The sequence below is a fragment of the Streptosporangium pseudovulgare genome (genome assembly GCF_014648055.1).
GTDB lineage: Bacteria > Actinomycetota > Actinomycetes > Streptosporangiales > Streptosporangiaceae > Streptosporangium > Streptosporangium pseudovulgare.
Window position 1 is genome coordinate 107,598 of record NZ_BMQJ01000005.1, and the last position, 15,082, is coordinate 122,679.

General features: G+C 72.9%; 13 protein-coding genes. 4 read left to right on the forward strand and 9 right to left on the reverse strand.

Annotated features, from left to right (window positions below; genetic code table 11):
* The 6 genes from IEZ10_RS12305 to IEZ10_RS12330 form a co-directional block, all read right to left on the reverse strand.
* A complete protein-coding gene (locus IEZ10_RS12305; RefSeq protein WP_012888073.1) occupies positions 1-669 on the reverse strand; it encodes a response regulator transcription factor in 669 nt (222 codons plus the stop codon).
* A gap of 301 nt (positions 670-970) precedes the next feature.
* Positions 971-1,612: an MBL fold metallo-hydrolase gene (locus IEZ10_RS12310; RefSeq protein ID WP_229811197.1), complete on the reverse strand. Its 642-nt coding sequence runs from the start codon at positions 1,610-1,612 to the stop codon at positions 971-973.
* Entirely contained in the window at positions 1,609-2,694 is a 1,086-nt protein-coding gene (locus IEZ10_RS12315) for an S-(hydroxymethyl)mycothiol dehydrogenase (protein WP_189246637.1), read from the reverse strand. Before IEZ10_RS12315 ends, IEZ10_RS12310 begins: the two co-directional genes overlap by 4 nt.
* 191 nt (positions 2,695-2,885) lie before the next feature.
* Entirely contained in the window at positions 2,886-3,863 is a 978-nt protein-coding gene (locus IEZ10_RS12320; protein WP_189246638.1) for an adenylate/guanylate cyclase domain-containing protein, read from the reverse strand.
* A gap of 221 nt (positions 3,864-4,084) precedes the next feature.
* Positions 4,085-4,666, reverse strand: a complete 582-nt coding sequence (locus IEZ10_RS12325; RefSeq protein ID WP_189246639.1) for a PH domain-containing protein — start codon at positions 4,664-4,666, stop codon at positions 4,085-4,087.
* A gap of 197 nt (positions 4,667-4,863) precedes the next feature.
* Positions 4,864-5,688 (reverse strand): biotin--[acetyl-CoA-carboxylase] ligase, encoded by an 825-nt coding sequence (locus IEZ10_RS12330; protein ID WP_189246640.1) that lies wholly within the window; start codon positions 5,686-5,688, stop codon positions 4,864-4,866.
* Between the two features lie 170 nt (positions 5,689-5,858).
* Here IEZ10_RS12330 and fdhD point away from each other — a divergent pair, with 170 nt between their 5' ends.
* Complete coding sequence (gene fdhD / locus IEZ10_RS12335; protein ID WP_189246641.1) at positions 5,859-6,797, forward strand: formate dehydrogenase accessory sulfurtransferase FdhD; 939 nt, start codon at positions 5,859-5,861, stop codon at positions 6,795-6,797.
* 24 nt (positions 6,798-6,821) lie between these two features.
* Here the strand turns inward: fdhD and IEZ10_RS12340 are convergent, their stop codons facing one another.
* From IEZ10_RS12340 to IEZ10_RS12350, 3 genes are all read right to left on the reverse strand, one after another.
* Positions 6,822-9,491 (reverse strand): phosphoenolpyruvate carboxylase, encoded by a 2,670-nt coding sequence (locus IEZ10_RS12340; protein ID WP_189246642.1) that lies wholly within the window; start codon positions 9,489-9,491, stop codon positions 6,822-6,824.
* Positions 9,492-9,665: 174 nt separating this feature from the next.
* On the reverse strand, positions 9,666-11,339 hold the full coding sequence (locus IEZ10_RS12345; protein WP_229811198.1) for a hypothetical protein: 1,674 nt from the start codon (positions 11,337-11,339) through the stop codon (positions 9,666-9,668).
* Entirely contained in the window at positions 11,315-12,094 is a 780-nt protein-coding gene (locus tag IEZ10_RS12350; RefSeq protein ID WP_189246643.1) for an ABC transporter ATP-binding protein, read from the reverse strand. The genes IEZ10_RS12345 and IEZ10_RS12350 overlap by 25 nt, the downstream gene beginning before the upstream one ends.
* Before the next feature lie 132 nt (positions 12,095-12,226).
* Here IEZ10_RS12350 and IEZ10_RS12355 point away from each other — a divergent pair, with 132 nt between their 5' ends.
* From IEZ10_RS12355 to IEZ10_RS12365, 3 genes are all read left to right on the forward strand, one after another.
* On the forward strand, positions 12,227-13,819 hold the full coding sequence (locus tag IEZ10_RS12355) for an acyl-CoA carboxylase subunit beta (RefSeq protein ID WP_189246644.1): 1,593 nt from the start codon (positions 12,227-12,229) through the stop codon (positions 13,817-13,819).
* On the forward strand, positions 13,816-14,013 hold the full coding sequence (locus tag IEZ10_RS12360; protein WP_179819495.1) for an acyl-CoA carboxylase subunit epsilon: 198 nt from the start codon (positions 13,816-13,818) through the stop codon (positions 14,011-14,013). The genes IEZ10_RS12355 and IEZ10_RS12360 overlap by 4 nt, the downstream gene beginning before the upstream one ends.
* A gap of 100 nt (positions 14,014-14,113) precedes the next feature.
* Positions 14,114-15,055: an NYN domain-containing protein gene (locus IEZ10_RS12365; RefSeq protein ID WP_189246645.1), complete on the forward strand. Its 942-nt coding sequence runs from the start codon at positions 14,114-14,116 to the stop codon at positions 15,053-15,055.
* Positions 15,056-15,082 lie beyond the last annotated feature (27 nt).

The following is a 15,082-nucleotide window of genomic DNA, read 5'->3' on the forward strand; positions in this document are numbered from 1 at the left end:
CTACTCTCGCTCGAAGCGGAAGCCGACCCCCCGGACGGTCGTGATGTACCGCGGCTTGGCGGCGTCGTCGCCGAGCTTGCGGCGCAGCCACGATATGTGCATGTCCAGGGTCTTGGTGGAGCCCCACCAGTTGGTGTCCCACACCTCGCGCATGATCTGCTCGCGGGTGACCACCTTTCCGGCGTCCCGGACGAGGACCCGGAGCAGGTCGAACTCCTTGGTCGTGAGGTGGAGCTCCTTGTCGCCCATCCACGCGCGACGGGAGTCGGCGTCGATGCGGACGCCCTGCACGACGGGCGTCTCGGACGTGCCGCGCCGCAGCAGGGCGCGCACCCGGGCGAGGAGCTCGGCGAGGCGGAAGGGTTTGGTGACGTAGTCGTCGGCTCCGGCGTCGAGGCCGACGACGGTGTCGACCTCGTCGACGCGGGCCGTGAGGATGAGCACGGGCGTGCCGTGCCCCTCCGCGCGAATGCGCCTGGCGACTTCGAGGCCGTCCATCTCGGGCAGGCCGAGGTCAAGAACTATCAAGTCGATGCCACCCGACAGCGCCCGCTCCAGGGCCTGCGGGCCGTCGGGGCTCACCTCGACTTGGTAACCCTCGCGGCGCAGCGCACGCGCGAGCGGTTCGGAGATCGAGGTGTCATCCTCGGCGAGAAGTACACAGGTCATAACGCGATCGTAGGACCTTAGAGGATCGTTTCCCCGGTACAGCGCGCGGTTTGACTCGTCATTGACCTATCCATTGACCTGGGCAAACACTGATAAATCCCGGATAGTCACGCCGCAACGCCCCGCGGTCGCGTGGTACGGCTCCCGCATCGGAAGAACCTCGAAAGGGCAGTCTTCCCAATGACCCGGATAACAGAACCCGTAAATCCCCCTGTAAGGGATTCGACGGGCGCGTCCCGGCGATCAACACGAAAAGGCCCGCGGCGTCCGACGCGCCGCGGGCCGGGCGGGCCGGGCGGGCTCAGTGCCCCCGGGCCAGCCACTCCTCCAGGTGCGGGGCCTCCTCGCCGATCGTGGTGGAGTCGCCGTGCCCGGTGCGCACGACCGTCTCCGGCGGCAGCGTCAGCAGCCGCCCGCGGATCGACTCGACGATCGTCTCGAACGACGAGAACGACCGGCCCGTCGCGCCCGGTCCGCCCCGGAACAGCGTGTCGCCGGTGAAGACCGTCCCGAGCGCGGGGGCGTACAGGCAGACCGCGCCGGGCGCGTGGCCCGGCGTGTGCATGACGGTCAGCTCGACCCCGCCCGCCGAGATCACCTGCCCGTCCGCCAGCGGCGTGTACGGCGTGCCGGGGTGGACCATGTCCCACAGGACCTGGTCGGCCGGGTGGAGCATGACCGGGGCGCCGGTCCGCGCGGCGAGGGCCGGGGCGGCGCCGACGTGGTCGTCGTGCCCGTGGGTGCAGACGATCGCCCGGACCGTGCGGTCGCCGACCGCCGCGGCGATGGCCTCGGCGTCGTGCGCCGCGTCGATCACGACGACCTCGTCGCCCGAGCCGACCAGCCAGACGTTGTTGTCGACCTCCCAGGTGCCGCCGTCCAGCGAGAACGTCCCCGAGGTGACGACCCTGCCGATCGCCGTGCCCTCTCCGGCGGCGGTCACAGGACCACCACCGAGCGCAGGACCTCGCCGCGGTGCATCTTGGCGAACGCCTCCTCGACGTCGCCGAGGCCGATCGTCTCGGAGACGAACCGGTCGAGGTCGAGCCGGCCCTGGAGGTAGAGGTCGATGAGCATGGGGAAGTCGCGGCTGGGCAGGCAGTCGCCGTACCACGACGACTTCAGCGCGCCGCCGCGCCCGAAGACGTCCAGCAGCGGCAGCTCGACCGTCATCTCCGGGGTGGGCACGCCGACCAGCACGACGGTCCCGGCCAGGTCGCGGGCGTAGAACGCCTGCCTGTAGGTCTCCGGGCGGCCGACCGCCTCGATCACCACGTCGGCGCCGTTGCCGCCGGTGAGCTCGCGGATGGCCTCCACCGGGTCGGCGTCGCGGGAGTTGATCGTGTGGGTGGCGCCGAACTCCTTCGCCCAGCCGAGCTTGCGGTCGTCGACGTCCACCGCGATGATCTTCGTCGCGCCGGCCAGCCGGGCGCCGTGGACGGCGGCGTCGCCCACGCCGCCGCAGCCGATGACGGCCACGCTGTCGCCGCGGGTCACCGCGCCGGTGTTGATCGCGGCGCCGATGCCCGCCATCACGCCGCAACCCAGCAGGCCGGCCGCGGTCGCGGGCGCCTGCCGGTCCACCTTGGTGCACTGGCCCGCCGCGACCAGGGTCTTCTCGATGAACGCGCCGATGCCGAGGGCCGGGGTGAGGGGCGTGCCGTCCTCCAGCGTCATCCTCTGGGTGGCGTTGTGGGTGTTGAAGCAGTACCACGGGCGGCCCCGCCGGCAGGCGCGGCACTCGCCGCAGACCGCCCGCCAGTTGAGGATCACGTAGTCGCCGGGAGCCACCTCGGTGACGCCCTCGCCGACGGCCTCGACCACCCCGGCGGCCTCGTGGCCGAGCAGGAACGGGAACTCGTCGTTGATCCCGCCCTCGCGGTAGTGGAGGTCGGTGTGGCAGACGCCGCACGCCTGGACGTTCACCACCGCCTCGCCGGGGCCGGGGTCGGGGACGTGGATCGTCTCCAGCGAGACGGGTTCACCCTTCGCCCGCGCGACCACGCCTTGAACGGTGTACGGCATGTCATGCACCTCAGATCTTCGAGCTCGTACCGGTCGGTCGGCGCCCACGAAGTGGTCCTCACGGGACGCCCACGTCTCAATCCTTATCAGTCCCCGCGAAACGTGCACGCCCCCGCACGGACCGTGGCCTCGCCCGGACGGCCCGGCTCCCGCGCGGCACGCACGGCCGGCCTCCCCGCGGCACGTACGGGCTAGCTCCCCCGCAGCACGTACGGCTGGATCATGCCGAGGCCGCGGATCGGCCGGCGGCGCATGCGGACCACCTCCACGCCCGGCGCGCCCTCGACGGCGGCGGCCATCCCCTCGTCCGCGAGGATCGTGCCGGGACGGGCGATGACGGTCAGCCGGGCCGCCAGGTTCACGGTGGTCCCGAAGACGTCGCCCATGACCGGCAGCACCGGGCCGTGGGCCAGGCCGATCCGCACGCCGGGGCCGTCCCGGTCCGTCGTCTCGGCGAGCTCCAGCGCGATCGCGGCGGCCCGGCGCGGGTCGACGGCGGTGAACAGAACCTCGTCGCCGAGCGTCTTGACCAGGCGACCGCCGTTCGCGGCGACGATGTCGGAGGCGCGGGACTCGAACCCCTCGACCAGCCCGGCCAGGGCCCGTTCGTCCAGCGAGCGGGACAGGCGGGTGAAGGAGACCAGGTCGGCGAAGCCCACCGCGAGGGTCCGCCGGGCCGGCGCGATCTCCTCGGCCATGTCGGCGACGGCCAGCAGGCGGGTCCCGGCGGCGGCGAGCTGGGCGCGCCACACGTGCACCAGCATCCGCTCCAGGTCCGGCAGCATGCGGCGCGAGGTGTCGAGGACCGCGGCGAGGTCGTCGTCGGTGGGCGTCCGCCCCGGGTCGAGCATGGCGCCGATCAGGATGTCGGCCTGCCACTGGGCGAGCCTGGCCGTCGTCTGGCCGAGCGCCCTGGCCATCCGGACGGTGGTCTCGTCGTCCATGGACCCGTCGTCCATCATCGTCCTGACCCGGCGGAGGGCTTCCACGTCGGCGTCGGTGAAGGCCACCGCGTCGTCGGGCAGCGTGGCGAACCCCAGGGCCCGCCAGATGCGCTCGGTGAGGCTCTGCGGCACCCCGGCCAGCTCGGCCACCTGGATACGGGTGTAGCGGGGCCGGTCTCCGGCGAAGACGCTCTCGATCTGCTCGGCCGTCGGACGTCCGGTCACTTCCCCTCGCCCCCTTCTCGCCTCCCCGCCCAGGAGGTTACGCCACGCGGTCGTGCCCGCCGCGCGGCCCCCGGCCGTACGGCGGTCCCGCGCGGCCTCCGGCCCGCACTGCGGTCCCGCGCGGCCTCCGGCCCGCACTGCGGTCCCGGCCCGTACGGCGGTCCCGGTCCGTACGGCGGTCCCGCGCGGTCCCCGGCCCGTACGACGGCCCCCAGAGGCCCCTACCGCCTCCGGCGGCCCGTCCCGTCCAGGTCGCCCTTCGCCTCCGGGCCGCCCGCCCCGCCCGCGCCGCCGTCCTCGTCGTCCTCGTCGGGCTCGTCGGCCTCGTCGATCGCCCGGAACAGCTCGGCCCGCACCTCCTGGAGGTGGGGGATGTCGCGCAGCTCGATCCGGCCCTGCTCGCCGGCCGACTCGACGTGGAGCGTGCCGGAGCCGAGGATCCGCTCCACCAGCGTCTGCTCCGCGCTGACCGTGTTGACCTTGGTCATCGGAATGTCGTCGTGCGACTTGCTCAGCACGCCGGTGCCGATGGACAGGCGGTGCGAGGTGATCAGGTAGGAGGTGTTCTTCCACCTCAGGTACGGCACGAACGACCAGACGGCCAGCAGGCCGACGGAGATCACCGCGACCGCGATCCGGGCGTAGCCGGCGTACTCGAAGTCGGGGATGTAGAACATCGCGGCGCCGGAGGCGACGACGATGACGACCAGCGCCAGGAACGGCACGACGAGCTGCCGCCAGTGGGGGTGGAACGAGCGGATGCGCTGCTCGCCCTCCGTGAGGTGGTGATCCGGGAGACCCATGGGCAAATCGTGGCACGTCCGGCCTCCGGCCGTCAGGAGGCGCGAGGACGGGCCTCGGCCGGACCCGGACACGCCCACGGACTTCGCGCCGTTCCCCGGCGGGATGACACGGACCTCGACCGGACCCGGACGCGTCCCCCGGCTCGAAGACCCCCGCCGGGATGCTCCCTGAGCCCCCGGGAACTCCCCGAGGTCCCTCAGGAGGCGCGCGGGCGGACGTGCACCACGTCGCCGGCGCTCAGCACGTGCTCCTCGCCCCCCGACTCCACCAGCAGGTGCCCGGAGGCGTCGACGCCGGTGGCCCGCCCGGCGAGCACCCGCTCCCCCGGCAGCTCCACCCGGACCTCGCGGCCGACGGTCGTGCAGGCCGCGAGGTAGGCGGCCCGCAGCCCGCAGGCGTCGGCGTCGCCCTGGGCCTTGGACCAGTCGCGGTAGTGGGCCTCGATCTCCCGCAGCACCGCGCGGACGAGCGGGTCGCGGTCGACGCACGCGGCGCCCTCGACGGCGAGGGAGGTCGCGGTCTCCACGGGCAGCTCCTCGGGGCGGGCGCTCACGTTGAGCCCGATGCCCACCACCACGGCGCCGTCGATGCGCTCGGCGAGCACCCCGGCGAGCTTGCGCTCGCCGATCAGCAGGTCGTTGGGCCACTTCAGACGGGCGTCCACCTCGGCGATCCGGCGCACCGCCGACGCCGCGGCCAGGCCGACGAGCAGCGGCAGCCAGCCGTGCCGGGCGACGGGCGGGTCGGGGCGCAGCAGCACCGAGAGCGCCAGGCCGGAGCGTGGCGGCGCCGTCCAGGCCCGGCCCAGCCTGCCGCGGCCGGCGAACTGGACCTCGGCGATCAGCACGGTCCCCTGCCGGGCGCCGTCGCGGGCGGCCTGCGCGAGGTCGGCGTTGGTGGAGCCGGTCCGCTCGACGACGGTGACGCCGGACCACAGGCCGCCGGGCCGTACCAGGGCGCGGTTGAGCGCCGCCTCGGAGAGCGGCGGCCGGTCGAGGTCGGTGAAGGGCGAGTCGGGCACCCGTCCATCATCCCCCTCCCCCCGGCCGCCCGTGACCGGACCGTGGCGACGACCGGGAACGACGCCGGGGAATACCGGGGAATGCCGGGGAATACCGTGGGCGCGGCGGGGAAGTCAGAGACTCCACCGGTTGCCGGCGCCGCTCCGCGGGGGCGGGGAAGATGAGAGACATGAGCACAAGTCGCGCCGATCTGCCTCGGCCGGGGCCGAGCACCCGGGCCCGCGTCCTCGCGGTGTCCGGCGACACCGCCAGGGAGCGGCGAGACGACCTGGCCACCGAGGAGCCGCTGGAGATCCGGCTGAGCGCCTCCCGCCACGTCGGCTCGGCCACCCCGCGGCCCCGGGCGGCCGACGGGTCCGCCTCCACGTCCACGGGCGCCCCCGGGGGCGCCCACCGCACCGTCGCGATCACCATGCGCACCCCCGGCCACGACTTCGAGCTGGCCGCCGGGTTCCTGTACGGGGAGGGGATCATCACCCCCGGCGACCTGTCCTCGATCGCCTACTGCACCGACGAGGACCTGCCGCAGGAGGCCCGCTACAACACCGTCACCGTACGGCTGCGCCAGGGCAGGCTGCCCGAGCTGCCCGCCCTCGACCGGCACTTCATGACGTCGAGCGCCTGCGGCGTCTGCGGCTCCGCCGGCCTGGAGGTCCTGCATGACCGGTGCGCGCCGCTGCCCGCGGGCACCGGCGTACAGGTCGCCCCGAAGGTCCTGTACGGCCTGCCGGACCGGCTGCGCGCGGCCCAGAGCGTGTTCGGCAAGACGGGGGGCCTGCACGCGGCCGGCCTGTTCACCGCCGCCGGCGACCTGGTGGCGGTCCGCGAGGACGTGGGGCGGCACAACGCCGTCGACAAACTGGTCGGCTGGGCGCTGATGACCGAGCGGCTGCCGCTGCGCGACAGCGTTCTGCTGGTCAGCGGGCGCAGCAGCTACGAGATCATGCAGAAGGCCCTCAGCGCCGGGATCCCGGTCGTCTGCTCGGTCTCGGCGCCCTCCTCCCTGGCCGTCGATCTGGCCAGGGAGTTCGGGATGACGCTGGTGGGCTTCCTGCGCGACGAGCGGTTCAACGTCTACTCGGCCCCGGAGCGGATCGCCACACCGTGAGGATCCGCTCCGGGGCCGGGCGGATCAGCCGGTGTTCTGCAGGCCGGCGGCGACGCCGTTGACCGACAGCAGCAGCAGGGTGGACAGCCTCTCGCGCTCCTCCTCCGACACCTCGTGGTCGGCGCGGAGCCGCGACAGGGCACGGAGCTGGAGGTGCGACAGCGCGTCCACGTACGGGTCGCGGAGCTGGACGGCGCGGGAGAGGACCCGGCGGTTCTCCAGCAGGCGGGTGTGGCCGGTGACCTCCAGGACCAGGCGGCGGGTGAGGTCGTACTCGGCCAGGACCTGCCGGACGAAGTCGTCCCGGCCGCCCAGCGCGAGATAGCGGGCGGCGATGTCACGGTCGGTCTTGGCCAGCGACATCTCCACGTTGTCCAGCAGCGAGGCGAGCAGCGGCCACTCGCGGTAGGCGGCGCGCAGCTCGTCCAGGCCGATCTCGGAGATCACCGCGGCCAGGCCGCTGCCCAGGCCGTACCAGCCGGGCAGGTTGACCCGGGTCTGCGCCCAGGCGAACACCCACGGGATGGCCCGCAGGTCGTCCAGGGAGCGCGGCGCGCCGAGGCCGCGCCGCGCCGGGCGGGAGCCCAGCCGCAGCGAGCCGATCTCCTCCAGCGGGCTGACCAGGGAGAACCACTCGGGGAAGCCGGGCGCCTCGGTCAGCGCCCGGTACGCCTTCTCCGAGGCCGAGGCGACCTGCCGGGCCACCCCGCGGAAGCGCGCGGCGGCCTTGGCCGTGCGGGCCTCGGCGGACGGGGTGGAGGCGAGCAGCACCGCCGAGGTGACCTGCTCCATGTGGCGGCGGGCGATGGCGTCGTGCCCGTAGCGGGCGAAGATGACCTCGCCCTGCTCGGTGACCTTGAACCGGCCGCCGACCGAGCCGGGCGCCTGGGCGAGCACGGCGCGGTTGGCCGGTCCGCCGCCGCGGCCCAGGGCCCCGCCCCGGCCGTGGAACAGCGTCAGCCGCACGTCGTGCACGACGGCCCAGGCGGCCAGCGCCTCCTGGGCCTCGTACAGCTTCAGCGTCGCCGCGGCGGGCCCGAGCTCCTTGGCGGAGTCGGAGTAGCCGAGCATGACCTCCAGGCGGCGCTCGCCCGCGGCCAGGCGGTCCCGGACGGCGGGGATGTCGAGCATGCCGGTCAGCACGGCCGGGGCGTTCGCCAGGTCGGCCCCGGACTCGAACAGCGGGATCACGTCGAGCGTGGGCGCCCGGTCGCCGAGCGCGTGCCGGGCCAGCTCGTACACGGCGGCGATGTCGTCGGCGGAGCGGGTGAAGGAGACGACGTAGCGGGAGGCGGCCGTCACGCCGAACCGCTCCTGGATCCAGGCGACGGTCCGGATGGTGGCCAGCACCTCCTCGGTCCGCTCGGAGGTCCGCCCGGCCTCGATCTCGGCCAGCGCCTCGGCGTGGACCTGCGAGTGCTGGCGCACCTCCAGCTCGGCCAGGTGGAAGCCGAACGTCTCCACCTGCCAGATCAGGTGCTGCAGCTCGCCGTACGCCTGCCGGGCGGCTCCGGCGCCGGCCAGTGACTCCTGGGCCAGCCTCAGGTCGGCCAGCAGCTCCTCGGGGGAGCGGTAGGCCAGGTCGAGGCCGCGCTGCCGGGTGGCGGCGACGCGGGCGGCGACGAACAGCAGCCACTGCCGGTGCGGCTCCCGCGGCGAGCGGGTGGCCATCTCCGAGACCAGCTCGGGGTGGTGGTCCTCGGCGGCGGCGAGCGCCGCGCGCAACTCGGCCGAGGGCGGGGTCTGGCCGGCGTTCAGGGTGAGGGTCCGGCCGATCCGCTGGGCGGCGTTCTCCAGGGCGATCAGCACGTGCTCGGCCTGGATGAGGATGGCGTCCCTGGTCACCCTGGCGGTGACGTTGGGGTTGCCGTCGCGGTCGCCGCCGATCCAGCTCCCGTAGCGGATGAAGGCGCGGGCCTTCGGCGCGCGGGCGCCGGTGTCCACGCCGAGGGCGGCGTCCAGCGAGCGGTAGACCATCGGGACCGCCCGGAACAGGGTCTCGTCGAAGGCGGCCATGGCCGTGCGGACCTCGTCGAGCGGGTTGAGCTTGGTGGACCTGAGCTGGGCCGTCCGCCACAGCAGGTCGATCTCCTCCAGCAGCCGCCGCCGGGTCTCGGCCCGCTCGGCGGCGCCCCGGCCGGGGCTGTTGTAGTCGGTGAGCCGGCCGCTGATCCGCTGGATCGCGGTGACCACCGCGCGCCTGCGGGCCTCGGTGGGGTGGGCGGTCAGCACCGGGTGCAGCCGCAACCCCTCCACCAGCTCGGCGACCCTCTCCTCGCCGAGTTCCTGCACGGCCTGGGCGATGGAGTCGGGCAGCGGCTCCTTCCCGGTGTCGCGGACCCGGAGGGTGCGGATGCGGAAGTGTTCCTCCGCGAGGTTGACCAGGTGGAAGTAACAGGTGAACGCCCGGGCGATCTGCACCGCCCGATCGATCGGCCATTCGGCGACCAGGGCGGTGACCTCGTCGCCGGAGATCTCCCCGCGGCGGGCCGCGATGACGGCCTTGCGGAGGCGTTCGACGTCGGCGAGCAGGTCGTCGCCGCCGTACTCGGCGATGACCTGCCCCAGGAGTTCTCCGAGGAGCCGCACGTCCGCGCGCAGCTCCTCGGGCATCTCGGTGACGGCGGAGGAACGCTCTGCCTGCTGCGCGGCCTGCGCTGAGCGTTCTGCCTGTTCGTTCGCGATGGCGGGCATGCTCGCCAGCGTATCCAGTCCGTTATCTCCCGTGAGGAGCGGTCTCACCTATTGGACTAGACCACTGACGGAATCCGGCGCGGGCCGCCCGCCCGGCGCGGGAGGCGGGCGGGCGGGTGCGGGGCCGGAGCGGGCACGCGCCGAGGTGGGCGCGGAACCGGACGCGCCGGGCGGTCAGTTCGCCCGGGAGGTGGCGGCCAGGATCTCCGGGTAGCGGCCGAAGGCCAGCCCGCCGGCGAGCCGCCGCCCGCCCCAGGAGACCAGCAGGCCGTACGGCACCGCCAGGACGCAGAACCAGGGGGACCCCAGCAGCACCGGCAGCACGATCGGCAGGGACAGCACGCCGCCGGCGATCAGCCCGCCGAAGGAGGCGGCGAAGGCGACGCCGCCCTGCCCCGGCGCGGCGCCGGTGAAGGCGTTCAGCCGCTCCGGCACGGTGTACGGAATCAGCACGCTGGTCAGGGCCCCCACGCCGAGCCCGGCGCCGAGGACGCCCCAGGCGGTGAGCGCGGCGGGGACGGCCCACGGGAGCTCGCCCGCGAGGAGTGCCGCGACGACCGCCAGCACGGTCAGCAGCGGGACCGCGATCGTCGCGACGGCGAGGTGCCGCCCGGCGATGTCGGTCCGCCAGTCACGGGCCGAGCCGTAGGCGACGGAGTTCATCCACAGCGAGCGGCCGTCGATGCCGAAGATGTTGACCGCCTGCAGGGCGATCATCAGCGCGCCGATGCAGCCGGGGGCGATCGCGAGGACGGCGAGGCTCGGCGCAGCGCGGCCGTCGCCGTTCATGGTGAACGCCAGGACGCCGGTGACCACGATGGCGGCGAACCAGCCGACCCGGCCGCGCGGGTCGCGGCGGGCGTACTTGAGCTCCTTGGTCGCGACCGCGGCGAGCGGGCCGTCCGGCAGGACGCGGGCCAGCAGGCCCCGCGAGCTGCGGACGGCGGACGCCTCGGTGGAGGCGTCCGCCGTGACCAGCGCCCGGCGGAGCGCGGCGATCCACAGCCGGCCGATCACGAGGACCAGGATGGCGAGTACGGCCAGCTCGGCGAGGGCGGCCGGGCCGCCGTCGGCGACGGCGTGCGCGGCCATCCCGGACGGGGTCCAGCGCAGCGCCGACGCCAGGCCGCCCAGCATGGCGAGCGGGTCGGCGGCCAGCCCGCCGTTGACCAGCAGGTTGGGCAGCTGGGCCACCAGGACGACGAAGATCGCGGAAACGGCGAGCACGTCGCGGCCCCGGCGGGTGCGCAGCACGCCGGACAGGGCCGTGGTGACCAGCCGCGAGAGCACGATGCACAGGGCGAACTGCAACAGCACCGCGACGACGCCCACCACGGCGCCGCCGGCCCCCGGAGCCAGGCCGACGACCGCGCCGAACGCGGCCACCAGCGTGGCCAGCGGCCAGACCCCGGTGATCGAGGCGGCGAACATGCCGGTCGCGAGCTGCCCGGTGCGCAGCGGGAACAGCGCCAGCCGGGACGGGTCCAGGGTGTCGTCCAGGCCGAACGCCAGCAGTGGCACGAACACCCAGCCCAGCAGCTGCATGGTGAACAGCACGGTCGTGAGGTCCCGCGCGACGTCGGCGGGCGCCGCGCGGAGCGCGGCCAGGAGGAAGAACCCGAAGCCGGCCACGACCACCGCGGCGATCACCGAGAAGACGAACCCGGCCAGGCGGGTGCCGCTGCCGCGCAGGCCGCCGGCGACCAGCCGGAGCTTGAGCCGGACGAAGACGCCGGGCCCCACCCGCACCGCGCCGGTGGCCCCGGTGCCCACGCCGCTCATGCCGCTCACGCCACTGTCCGCGCCGCCGTTCACGCCGCCGTTCACGCCGAGGTCGCGCCCAGCCATGACAGGCCCTCCTCCCCGCCACCGTGACCGTGGGCGCCGACCAGGCCGAGGAACGCCTCGTTGAGGCTCCGCCCGGCCCGCACCTCGTCCAGCGGGCCCTGCGCGACGATCTGCCCGCGGCTCATCACCGAGACCCAGTCGCACAGGCGCTCGACCAGCTCCATGACGTGGCTGGAGAAGACGACGGTCGAGCCGGAGGCGGTGTAGCGCCGGAGCACCTCGACCAGCGTGTTGGCGCTGACCGGGTCCACACCCTCGAACGGCTCGTCGAGGAACAGCACCGCGGGGTTGTGCAGGAGCGCCGCGGCGAGCCCGATCTTCTTGCGCATGCCGGTGGAGTAGTCGACGACGAGTTTGTCGGCCGAGTCGACGAGGTCCATGACCCGCAGCAGCTCCGCCGACCGCCGCTCGACCTCCTCCTTGGGGATGCCGCGGAGCTGGCCGTTGTAGGCCAGCAGTTCCCGGCCGGACAGCCGCTCGAACAGCCGCAGGCCCTCGGGCAGGACGCCGATGCGGCTCTTCACCGCGATCGGCTCGCGCCAGACGTCGAGGCCGTCGATGTGCGCGGTTCCGCCGTCCGGGCGCAGCAGGCCGGTGACCATGCTCAGGGTGGTGGTCTTGCCCGCGCCGTTCGGTCCGACCAGGCCGGCGAAGCCGCCCCTGGGCACGATGAGATCGACGCCTCCCACCGCGACCTGCTGGCCGAATCTCTTGACGAGCTGCCTGGTGCGTACCGCTTCGACGATGTCCGCCATGACCCCTGCTCTGCCGTTTCAAGCCTTTGAAGAAAGTTATCCCAGGCACTGAACGAACAAGCGCCCCCGATAGTTCGACGGGGCCCGGGACGGTTACCCTCGCAGGGAGTTGACGACAAGGGTGAGGGACCGATGAGCGCTGAGCCGGTGGCCACCGGAATCGACATTCACACCACGGCGGGCAAACTCGCCGACCTGGAGCGGCGTCTGGACGAGGCGAAGCACGCCGGTTCCGAGCGCGCGGTGGCCAAGCAGCACGCCAAGGGCAAGATGACGGCCAGGGAGCGGGTCCTCGCCTTCCTGGACGACGACAGCTTCGTGGAGTTCGACGAGCTGGCCCGGCACCGGTCGGGCAACTTCGGCCTGGAGCGCGAGCGCCCGTACGGCGACGGTGTGGTGACCGGCCACGGCACGGTGGACGGCCGTCCGGTGGCGGTGTTCGCCCAGGACTTCACGGTCTTCGGCGGCTCGCTGGGCGAGGTCTTCGGCGAGAAGATCGTCAAGGTCATGGACCACGCACTGAAGACCGGCTGCCCGGTCGTCGGCATCAACGACTCCGGCGGGGCCCGCATCCAGGAGGGCGTGGTCTCCCTCGGCCTGTACGCCGAGATCTTCAAGCGCAACGTCCACGCCTCCGGCGTGATCCCGCAGATCTCGCTGATCATGGGCCCGTGCGCGGGCGGCGCGGTCTACTCCCCGGCGCTCACCGACTTCGTGCTGATGGTGTCGGAGAAGTCGCACATGTTCATCACCGGCCCCGACGTCATCAAGACCGTCACCGGCGAGGAGGTGACGTTCGAGGAGCTGGGCGGCGCGCACACGCACAACTCCCGGTCGGGCGTGGCGCACTACGAGGCGTCCGACGAGGAGGACTGCCTGGAGTTCGCGCGGGCGCTGCTCTCCTACCTGCCGTCCAACAACCTGGACGAGCCGCCGGTCTTCGAGACCGAGCCGGTGCTGTCGGTCACCGACGCCGACCGCGAGCTGGACACGCTGATCCCCGACTCGGCGAACCAGCCCTACGACATGCACACGGTGATCGAGCACGTCCTGGACGACGGGGAGTTCCTGGAGGTGCACGCGCGGTTCGCGCCGAACATCGTGGTGGGCTTCGGCCGCGTCGAGGGGCACCCGGTGGGGATCGTCGCCAACCAGCCGATGAGTTTCGCCGGCACGCTGGACATCGCGGCGTCGGAGAAAGCCGCGAGATTCGTCCGTACTTGTGATGCTTTCAACATTCCCGTCCTGACATTTGTGGATGTTCCCGGATTCCTTCCTGGAACCGATCAGGAATGGAACGGGATCATCCGTCGCGGCGCCAAGCTGCTCTACGCCTACGCCGAGGCGACCGTCCCGCTCGTCACCGTCATCACCCGCAAGGCGTACGGCGGCGCCTACGACGTCATGGGCTCCAAGCACCTGGGCGCCGACGTCAACCTGGCCTGGCCCACCGCGCAGATCGCCGTCATGGGCGCGCAGGGCGCGGTCAACATCCTCTACCGGCGCGAGCTGATGGCGGCCGGCGACCCCGACGCCGAGCGCGCCCGGCTCGTCACCGAGTACGAGGACACACTGGCCAATCCCTACCTCGCGGCCGAACGCGGGTACGTCGACGCCGTGATCCGCCCCTCCGACACCCGCGTGCAGATCGTCCGCGCGCTGCGCGCCCTGCGCAACAAGCGCGCCACCCTTCCGCCGAAGAAGCATGGGAACATTCCGCTGTGACCGAGCTGAAGATCGTCCATGGTGAGCCCGGACCCGAGGAGGTCGCGGCGCTGGTGATCGCGATCACCTCGCGGACCGCACCGGAGGGTAAAACCGTACGAAAGCCTGGAAACTGGCGCGATCCTGCTTACCGACTGCGAAAGCCGCTCCCCACCGGACAAGGCGCCTGGCGATCGAGCGGATTACCGCGATAGATCTCGGGAACAGGGTGTCAAGCCGCACGAGAGTTGGGACTATCTAAGAAATGGGCGCATATAGCCAGCCGATCAGCTAGTCCGAGGCCTGGAGGACGACATGACCATCCTGGACCTCACCTCGCACCCCGTCATCGCGAAGTACGCCGTCCTGGTCGACGTGGGATACCTGTACGCCGCGGCGGGGGAGGTGTTGCTTGGCGCCAAGGAGCGCAAGGAATACCGCGTCGCGGCCGACGAGCTGATCCAGGCGCTGCAGAAGCACGCCGAGACGCGCATCCACGGCGAGCTGCTGCGGATCTACTGGTACGACGCCGCCCGTGACCGGGTGCCGACCGTCGACCAGCGCGTCATCGCCCAGCTCCCGTGGGTCAAGGTGCGCCTGGGCAACCTCAACGCGCGCGGGCAGCAGAAGGGCGTGGACGCGCAGATCCGCAGCGACCTGGAGGCGCTGGCCCGCCACCACGCGGTGAGCGACACGATCCTGCTCGCCGGGGACGAGGACATGGTCCCCGCCGTCGAGGCCGCCCAGGCGTACGGCGTGCGGATCCACCTGTGGGGGGTGGAGCCGCCGTACGGCACCAACCAGGCCGAGCGCCTGGTCTGGGAGGCCGACACGGTCGAGATCATCAGCGCCGACTTCCTGCGCTCCTTCTTCAGCCGCGCCCCCGCCCCGGTCCCGGTCGTCCCGGCCACCCCCTCCCCCGCCCAGGTCTTCGCCGGGCGGACGCCCGCCTCGATCAAGCCGAAGGTCTCCCCCGGCCAGGCCGCCAAACTCGGGCCCAGCCGCCCGCGGGTCGAGGAGGTCGGCGAGCACGTGGCCCAGAAGTGGATCCTCACCCGCGGCCGCGACAACATCCGCGACCTGCTGCCGGGCCCGCTGCTGCCCACGGTGATCGACACCGAGCTGCTGATCGAGGCGGAGAAGGAGCTCGGCCACTCGCTGCGCCCCTACCCCGAGGCCCGGGTGTGGCTCCGCGACGGCTTCTGGGCCCGCGTCTACCGCGAGTTCGAGATCGGGGTGGGCGTCTCCTCCCGCTGAACCCGGCCCCGCCGATCGCGGGTTCGA